This is a genomic window from Flagellimonas sediminis, assembly GCF_010500845.1.
GTDB classification, from domain to species: Bacteria; Bacteroidota; Bacteroidia; order Flavobacteriales; family Flavobacteriaceae; genus Flagellimonas; species Flagellimonas sediminis.
This window is the reverse complement of sequence record NZ_JAAAMI010000019.1, coordinates 1-8,818: the sequence shown is the minus strand read 5'-3', so window position 1 is coordinate 8,818 and position 8,818 is coordinate 1. Positions and strand designations below refer to the sequence as shown.

General features: G+C 35.3%; 8 protein-coding genes. 2 read left to right on the top strand and 6 right to left on the bottom strand.

The genetic code is table 11. The annotated features are described in order from the left end of the window. The first annotated feature begins 313 nt into the window (after positions 1-313). The gene (locus GTK07_RS18980) at positions 314-814 is read left to right on the top strand and encodes a helix-turn-helix domain-containing protein (protein ID WP_163636620.1); all 501 of its coding nucleotides are present in this window, start codon (positions 314-316) and stop codon (positions 812-814) included. Between the two features lie 244 nt (positions 815-1,058). On the opposite strand, the gene GTK07_RS18975 is transcribed toward GTK07_RS18980, so the two are convergent. The 6 genes from GTK07_RS18975 to GTK07_RS18950 all read right to left on the bottom strand — a co-directional run bounded on the left by GTK07_RS18975 (position 1,059) and on the right by GTK07_RS18950 (position 8,122). Next, the gene (locus tag GTK07_RS18975; RefSeq protein ID WP_163636619.1) at positions 1,059-1,625 is read right to left on the bottom strand and encodes a BfmA/BtgA family mobilization protein; all 567 of its coding nucleotides are present in this window, start codon (positions 1,623-1,625) and stop codon (positions 1,059-1,061) included. Positions 1,626-2,049: 424 nt separating this feature from the next. Beyond that, positions 2,050-3,009, bottom strand: a complete 960-nt coding sequence (locus GTK07_RS18970; RefSeq protein ID WP_163636618.1) for a hypothetical protein — start codon at positions 3,007-3,009, stop codon at positions 2,050-2,052. Between the two features lie 844 nt (positions 3,010-3,853). After that, positions 3,854-6,526 (bottom strand): TonB-dependent receptor, encoded by a 2,673-nt coding sequence (locus GTK07_RS18965; protein ID WP_072878800.1) that lies wholly within the window; start codon positions 6,524-6,526, stop codon positions 3,854-3,856. Beyond that, on the bottom strand, positions 6,523-7,227 hold the full coding sequence (locus tag GTK07_RS18960; protein WP_163636617.1) for a GLPGLI family protein: 705 nt from the start codon (positions 7,225-7,227) through the stop codon (positions 6,523-6,525). Before GTK07_RS18960 ends, GTK07_RS18965 begins: the two co-directional genes overlap by 4 nt. Before the next feature lie 91 nt (positions 7,228-7,318). Next, entirely contained in the window at positions 7,319-7,531 is a 213-nt protein-coding gene (locus tag GTK07_RS18955) for a hypothetical protein (RefSeq protein ID WP_072878802.1), read from the bottom strand. 393 nt (positions 7,532-7,924) lie between these two features. Beyond that, entirely contained in the window at positions 7,925-8,122 is a 198-nt protein-coding gene (locus GTK07_RS18950; protein WP_072878803.1) for a hypothetical protein, read from the bottom strand. Positions 8,123-8,142: 20 nt separating this feature from the next. Here GTK07_RS18950 and GTK07_RS18945 point away from each other — a divergent pair, with 20 nt between their 5' ends. Beyond that, a complete protein-coding gene (locus GTK07_RS18945) occupies positions 8,143-8,781 on the top strand; it encodes a hypothetical protein (RefSeq protein ID WP_163636616.1) in 639 nt (212 codons plus the stop codon). The last annotated feature ends 37 nt before the right edge of the window (positions 8,782-8,818 follow it).

Genomic DNA, 8,818 nt, shown 5'->3' with positions numbered 1-8,818 from the left:
CAACACTCAAATAGAATCGATCTTTTTAGTGGCTCACGTTCATCCGCCCCACTATGCTCACTTTGGTCCGCCGCGGGTGGCTCACTTTGACCCGCCGAAGGTGGTATACTATGCCCGTTTTTTGCACCTTTGCCCAGGGAGTGTATTTTTCTTAAAACCAGGCCAAACCCATTTATGGAAATTTGACAGCGAACCTGATGGTTTCATATTTTTTCATACGAGGGATTTCTTTGAAGTTGGCTTTTCGGATACCAAACTTGAACAATTCCCTTTCTACTTTTCCAATGAAAACCCACCAAACCTTCACATAAATTTGGATAATCTTGAACAAATCAAGACACGGTTTGCCGAATTGAATTCCGAATACCATAAGAACCTACCCTTTAAAGAACAAAAGTTACAGAGCTTAATAAGACTAACCTATATTGACCTGACCCGATTATATTCCTCAAATGAATCGCACAAAATTATAGCTTCAACAACCTATCTCAATACACTAAGAAACTTGGAAACCTTGATCCAAAAAAATTATCGCAAGGAAAAAACGGTGTCGTATTACGCGGAAAGACTAAACATATCAACCAAGCATTTGAACAGAATCACCATGGAATCCATTGGCAAGTCACCCTCAGAACTAATCCAAGAACGTTTATTATTGGAAGCCAAGCGACTCTTGGTACATTCAGAAAATTCTTTAGTAAATATCTCTGATTTTCTGGGCTTTAAGGATTATGCCCATTTCTCTAAAGTTTTTAAAGCTAAAACAGGAACCACACCAACAGATTTTAGAAAGAAATACAAAAGTTCAGTTTAATGACTGAACCATCCTGACAAGTTCACGATGAGGGAAATAGTATGGCTTGCAGACCTACTCGATATAGAGCCTGATATGATATGCTGAATTAAAATAGCTCATACGACTACTAGAAAAACATCTAAAAGCATAACTTTTCAAAAGCGAGCGGAACGTAGTGAAGTGCTGCAAGCGTCCTAAAACTTACCAAACTAATACTACTGAGCGAGGCAAATTTTTCAATTGATTTGGCACATGCTTCATATCAATGAAGAGAATCCAAAGGTCTGTTGGCTTCACGCTTATATCTTTCCAATCTCCCTTCCGTTATCTCCAGCTTAAGGTAACTCTTCCCAAAACTGCCCTTGACCACTTTGACCTTATCAAGGATTTCCTTTAAATCTGTTTGAAGTGCGGCTGCCTTTTCCTCCAAATGTTCATACTTGATCCTGGGCACCATTACCTCACCCTCGTACTTTGGATATGGCTTTGGAGGATTCTTTTCGATCATATCCTCAAGGAAATCATCTTCTTCCCCATCATTGTCCAGTTCTTGATTGAACAAGGCCTGCATCATTCCAATCGTGGGTAGTGTCTGGTTCTTCTCAATGTCCCTAATAATGGCAATGACCGCATCCGTCCGTTTTCTGTTCTTGATAATCTCTTGACCTATGCTCTTTTCAAATCTTTCAGAGGGTAAAAACCCATGCCACTCAAAAAAATCCATGACCATATCCAAGGTATGGGAATAACTCTTGCCCACTTTTTTAGAAAACACCTTAAATCTGGACAAAGTCCTTTTCTTTATCCTAACAGCTCTAAAATCATCCATATTTCAAGTTTTAAGGGGTACAATTGTTACAATTCTTTTCAGTGATTACAGGAAACCCCGGCGTTATTGTAACAATAAATTTTGTAGTTCCTAAAATCAAACATTTCCAAAAACCCTTATAAACAGGTATTTTACGAAGGAAAATGAATCAATAGCGTCGCTTTAGCGCGCTATCCTCTTGCTATTCCTTCGTCCCGCAAGCGGGACCGAATAAATACAAGCTGATTTAAAAATCAGCTGCCAAATAAATTTTCTTTGGTTTGTACGGACTTTAGGAAAGTCAAATCAATTATTTATTTGCCGCACAAATTATGCTTGAAAGCATATTATAAATATAACCTTTTTACTAAAAGAAAAATACGTTGTGAATGGATGAATGGTAATATGAACTGATTTGAATAGTTATTTTTTTTAGATATAACAATCACTTATTTATTAATCCATACAATACGAATGGCAAAATAATTGAGCCAAATGTAAGTGCCATTGAATATATGAAATCAGTTACACCTCCGTCCCTATCAGTCTTCGGTTCTTTCTTAAATAATCCTTTGTATATTCTTCGAAGAGGCCATTGCAACATTAAAAAAGTTAATGGCATTAAGGTAAATGGCCCTAACTTTTCAGTTATTGTTTTTGGAAAATTATTTACAAAATCCCCCCCATAAACCATCAATACAATTGCTATTGCAAAACAACCTAGATACAGAATATCTTTTTTAAGCATTTCATTATCAATAAAAAACCAAATAGAAACTCCGGCATATAAAAACCAAGTTGCTCTTTCTTTTTCAAGCATGTCGCTATCTCCATTGATATACAGAAAATGAAATATTAATAGTATGAAGAGTACCAAAGATATTATGGTAAACCTTCCTTCAATGGTTTTAAAGAATTGCTTCTTATCAAAATAGAAACTCGCTTTTTTAGAAACTATAATAGAATCTATCGGTGATGTGCTTACTGGTGTTAACTTAAAAAATTCTGGAATGCTGGAATTAACTTTTTTTATTCCACCACCAAAGTCAATCTTGAAATGAATATTATTTTCTGTAACCACATAAACGTTATCATATTCAGTATCATCGGAAGAAACATAAATCAATATGTCCTGGCCTTTAAAATCACTAGTCTCATCACGTCCTGTATATCCCAATATTTCAATTGGTCCCTTTATATCCACAGGGTACTTTAAATAGTTAATTAAGAAAAATAACAGTTGGTTAGAAATGTTATCGATTCTTATTTGGATTGAGTCTTCAAGTTGGAACAAATTAAAGGTCTTTTCGTTATCTAAACTTTCGAAATACAAATCAATCCATTGTCTGATAGCCAACTTTAGATACTTCTCGGAATAACCTTTTACATTAATCAATCCTTCCATTTTTCTAATAGTTATGCTATATTTTTTGGATTAGACTATGATAGGCTTCAGAAAACCAACGAATCTCCTTTTCTTCGTGATACCTTATATATAATTCCAGAAAAAGTCTCAAAACAAAGTATAAGATAACAAGTGTCCAGTTGGAAATAACAAACGCCAAAATCAAAGAAGTCAAAATACCCAAAACATTTATGGTCTTGACCAAAATTTTCAAGGGTTTGATAAAATCTGTTTGAACAACGAATTGATTCTTTCCGTTCAATTTTCCCTTAACTCTGTAAAACTTATAAGATTTTTGCCGTACCAATTCGAATTCCTGCATTTTGACAAAGCCTTTATATTCACCTAAAGATATAAGCTTATGTAGAGTCGAAATAGTATAATCTGTTTTGGTAAGTGTAATATTCAAAATTTTATTTTAAGTCTTTGACCAACCTAAAAAATGCCATAAAACGAAGTTTGACAATTTCTATGATAAAGAAATAGAACTAACGATTAAAACAAGTGAAATTATTATAAATCGATTTGAAATTTAACAAATAGGTCGTTATTGTGTTAAATCTTGTTAAAAATGTGGTGTTTGCAAATTGTTTGAAAAAAATAAGCCTCAGAAAGATAAACTCTCTGAGGCCCTATGAATACTAGTGACCTCAAGAGGACAAGGTTCTAACTTTTTGAAGGAAGATATCGAAATCATTATCAAAGAATCATTTCATATTAGAAGCACTTGATTCTCTTTCAATAATCCTTTTCAGAGTATTTTTATTCTTTCCTTTTCACCTCTAGTATTTACTCAGACGGACACCTCCTAGTTTGAAACTGTCATACTCTGTATGAACATAGATTAAAATTTATAAGCAATCTTGAACATAATAATTCGGGGCACAATATAGATACTCCTTTCTTGAACTATAAAATCGGAAAAGGAACTTTCCCGTTTTGCATTCACATTGAACAGATTTGTAGCCTCCATTTCAAAACTCCATGGGCTATTCTCTTTATTGTAGTAAATAGAAGTATTTGCTAGGTCAAAAAGATTTTGGATCCTATTTTCCCGATTTAGGAACCGATTCTTGGAGTATTCAACAGTGAATTTGAAATCATCGAAAAATCTGAATTCCGAACTTACGAACAATTCGGAAGATAGGTATCTTGTTCTTCCATCCTTTCCCCCGTAATTTGAAGGAGAATGTTCGTATGAGATTTCAAAGTTTGGACCCTTTTCAAAATAAGTTTCGGCCCTGATTTTCCCCGATAGGTCAGTCAAAAAAAAAATTGACGCCTCTGAATTGAACACCTGAAAGAACTCATCATAACTGGCCTCTCCTTGAAAATGGAATTTTAGGTTGCTTATTTCTTTGCTCAAATTAAAGTTTCCGGCCAAACTGTTTTCTGGAGAATAAAGTATTAGAAAGGTACTTGATTGATCGATTCCATTCAATACCACATTTTTCTTGATGTTTTGGGCTCTTCTTAAATATACCAGAGAGGTATCAAAATATAACCCCTTGAAAAAGTTTAGCTTATAATAATTCAAGGAAAGGGAATGGCTTTTCATTGGACCCATACTCGGATTACCTTTTGTAACGACATTGAAATCGACAATTGAGTAATTTTGGGAAAATTGGGAAGTATCGGGAAACCCAACATCAGTATCATATTTGATGATCAATTTTTCACTGTCATTAAACTCCACTCTCAGTAAAAATTGAGGCAAAATTGTTGAGGAACTGTTTGTAAAGATGTTCGTTGTCTGTCTGTTTCTCCAAAAATACCTATGATAAATAAGGCCAGGTTTAAAAATTAATTTCCCTATTAAGAATTTATATTCAAGACCTATGAAGATATCATTAAAGTTACGATCGAGATCATTGGAAAAACTATCTTTTGGGAAGTCGATACTGTCTTGATCTGTAAGTGCTTGACCCGAACTGGACAAATAATTGTCAAAAGATATGCCATATCCCAGTGTAGTATACAAGTGATTGTAATTGTTCAATATCCAATAATCTTTTAAAGCAAGGTCAAAACTGGTTTTCCTTAATTCCCTCTTTTGGTTTATGCTGTATGGCATATCAATTTCCAAAGGTAGCAGGTCTTCTAAAAACGACTCATTGGATATCCAATCCCCAATGGACTTATTTTGAGAATGACCCAGAGTAGCCTCTACACTAAGAGTCTGGGCTTTGGAGAACTTCTTATTATAATCAATGTTTTGTTTTAGGTCTAAGTATTCAAAACTATTAAAAGTCTGGAGACTATTGTTCTGGTATGGATTGATTGAGATCAAAGAGCCAAAGGAGTCATTCTTTCCTAATTTAACCAAAGTATTGGCTGAGATGTTTAAGTTTTGCTTCGAATGATGGCCGATGGATAGTTTGCCTAGAAGGAAGGAGATGTCATTTGATTCCAATTCCTGTCTATTTTCGATGAAAGGTTCATCGGCAAGGTAATTATTGACCGTTTGGGTTTCTGTTTCTGATTTGCTATTGGTTATAATGGCATAGGAGTTTATCTCTGTCGTGGGGGAAATGGACTGTCTAAGGTTAAATGCCCCAAAACTATTTGAATTTTCCTTGAAATCCATGTTGTTCAAATGGGAAGCAAAATCATCGTTATAAAGAGAGACAAAGTTTTTGTTATTGGACATAAGTTTTCCAAACCCTCCTTCAAAATCAATGTAGTCCGTAATAGAAAATCCTTTCTCACCAATATTGTTCAGGTCTCCAATAATATTGACATTTGTCTTGGGGCTATAATAAAAAAGGGCAGGGTGTGCCAAGTACCTTTCCTCCAATCCATAACCCAATTCGATGTCACCGAACACAAACCTTTTCTTTTCTTCTTTCAATTTGATGTTCAAAGCCTTTTCCTGGCTATCTTCCAGCCCTTTTAAAAATCCGATGGCACTGTAATTGTCCAAGATTTCAATTTGGTCGATGACATCTACGGGAATATTGTTCACGGCAAGTTTGCTGTCCCCGGTAAAAAAGGTTTTTCCCTCCACCAAGACCTTCGTTATTTCTTTTCCCTGCGCACGGACATTACCCTCTCTATCGACTTCTATCCCCGGTAATTTATTTAGGAGTTCCTTAAGTTTACGTTCTTTACCGGATGCAAAGGCAGTAACATTATAAATTGTAGTATCCTTTTTGATCTGGACAGGAAGTTTATAAGTTAAAAGGACTTCATCCAATTCTTGGACCAATGGAAGTAGGGTAAAGTCCTTTTTGGCACTATTTTCAGCAATCAATGAAAACACCAGTGGGCGGAAACCAAGATAGCTCACTTGGATTTCATAAGTAATATTTTTTTTTAGGGTCAATGAATATTCCCCCTTTTTATCTGTGATTGCAAATGGGGTTTTTTCTGAATTAGAATTTGGGAATGCAATAATATTTGCGTTGGACAAAACAACACCACTGGAATCCTTTACCTGACCAAAAATTTGGATCTCTTGTCCTAGAGCTATAGTACTGCCCCATAAAAAAGCAATAAAAAAACAAATCTTCTTCAATAACCTTTTTTCTTTATATCCGCCACTTCTTTTTCCAGCATAATATAATATTCTTGGTAGGATATTTGATTGTTTAGTTTCGGTTTTTTGATTTTTACGTTCGCTTTTTCAATCTTGTTCAAGGTATAGATCATTTCCTCGAATTTAAGTTCAACAATGAATCCGGGAAGTCCTCCAAACCCCAGAGGCCCAAAACTGTAGGGCAAATCAGAGGTAAACCATGCTTCAACTGGGGTCTTGACCGTCCCTTTTTGCCGAACTGTGGTAGCTTTGTAAACTTTATAATCTCCAAAATTCTTTGATTCTTTGGTAATGTCCCATTCCAATTTTTCATCAAGTAGTAAAGTCATTGGTTTTGAATCGTTCTTCTCAACAATCTTGGTACCTTCCAAATCATTGACATACCAAGTTTTATCTCCTTGGGAGAATACCAATGCTTGATAATAAATATAGGGGGATATATCATCGGGCTTCAACTGTTCCTTCCGATTGAACAAAGACTCATGGTCCGATATCAACAATTCAAATTCAAAATCTTTCAATACAGAAGCTATTGAAATCATTATATTTTTTACTTCAAAGTTTTCCATATCATCAATGTTCTTTGCAGATTTGACCCCATACAACGCCCTAACACCATCTTGTTGGGCATAGGTTGTATGAAAAACTAACATTAAAAGGTATATTATATGCTTGTTCATTTTGATATATTTTTTCATTAAAAATCCCCAAAGTTTGTTTCTTTGGGGAGAATAATATTGGGGGCCAGAATTCGCCTTCTGAATCAAGTCCTCATTCGTATTTGGCCCTCAATTCGATGCATCCAACATACGCTGCCCTAAATGCTTCAACACTTTGTCCCCTAGTGAGTTCCGTTGCGATTGCAACACATGAAAGATAAGCCTCATCGGAAGCTTTGGTGCATGAACAGTCGTTTTCTTCAATAGCATTGGCATTGGTAGTAAGAATTAGGGCCAATGCAAAAATCCCAATGATTTTTTTCATAATAAAATGGTTAGAGTTAATATACATGTCTCAATATAGATAAATTTTTCATAAAAATGAAAAAACTTACATTGTAAGCAAATAATATCCTTAGTAAGTGTGGTCTGTTTAAATCAGGTTTAAGATTTGTTTATGTTCCCTTCGGGCACAAAATGGCTACCTGTCAATGCCATTTATGATAATATCCCTGTCCTGAATCCTTCAAGTGTCTAGGTATAGTTCCTTTGCATCATGGAACTGGCTAAAAAACTGAAAACAAGGGATTTATCCTCTTTGTCTTCCAGAGATATTGATGCCGTGTGTCAATGCAGAATCATGTCGAGGGTCTTGAAAATTTCCCCCAATGGAGCTATCCCATATTCAGTTTATAGCAGTATTGATGAAATCGCTGGGTTATTCGATATCCCTTTCCGGTTGCTTTTTTTCCACCAAACGATCCGTTCTTTGTTCTGTTATATGGGCATATACTTCTGGGTTATAAATTAGATATTTGACTCCATTTGGTTCAGTACCTCTAGGATTTTCTCTTAATTTGCCTGTAAGTTGTGCATCAATAATGTTAATGATTATTGCTTGCAGTAGTTTGCACATTTTTTTAACGTATCATAGGCATGGGTAATGTAAAAAGCAAAAAGTGGGTTAAGGAATCGACGGAATATTCTAATACTAAAGTTGCGCTTGAAAATCTTTTTATAATTCAGGGGGAGCAAATTCCTGTAAACGAAATAGAAAGAGACCCTAAGTATCCAAGAATTGAATCTATAGTGAATTTTCTGAACAGAAACGGTATAGAGAACTTGGTAGTTGAATTAGGGGAAGATTCATTACGAAAAATCCCATTCCCTTGCTTAGCTCAAATTATAGAAACCGATGATAAAAATCTTGAAAAAGGACAGGTTCGTTTCGTAGTATTAAATTCTCTTAATGGCAGACTCTGTAATTATTTAGATTCAAAAAAGGGGTGGGTAGAAATAGAGGTGGATACTTTTCTCGATATCAGCACGGGAATCTTTGTTTTGGTCTCCAAGCCGGAAAATGATGATGTGGACAGTATATCAAACGTCGTGACTGATGCTGAGGACGTTCCAAGTATGTTCTCAGTGGGGACTTCAGCAGCTATTTTCTTCATTTTATTGATAGGCTACATTTTTTTTGCTAAGGTGGATAAGCCGGGTAAACTGACCCACCTTCGCCGGATAAAACTGACCATAGCAAACGAACTGCCCAGATTTGATCTATCCTTGGGTTAAACTTAGTTTTTATTTTTTAATTTTCTTCTCATCGATT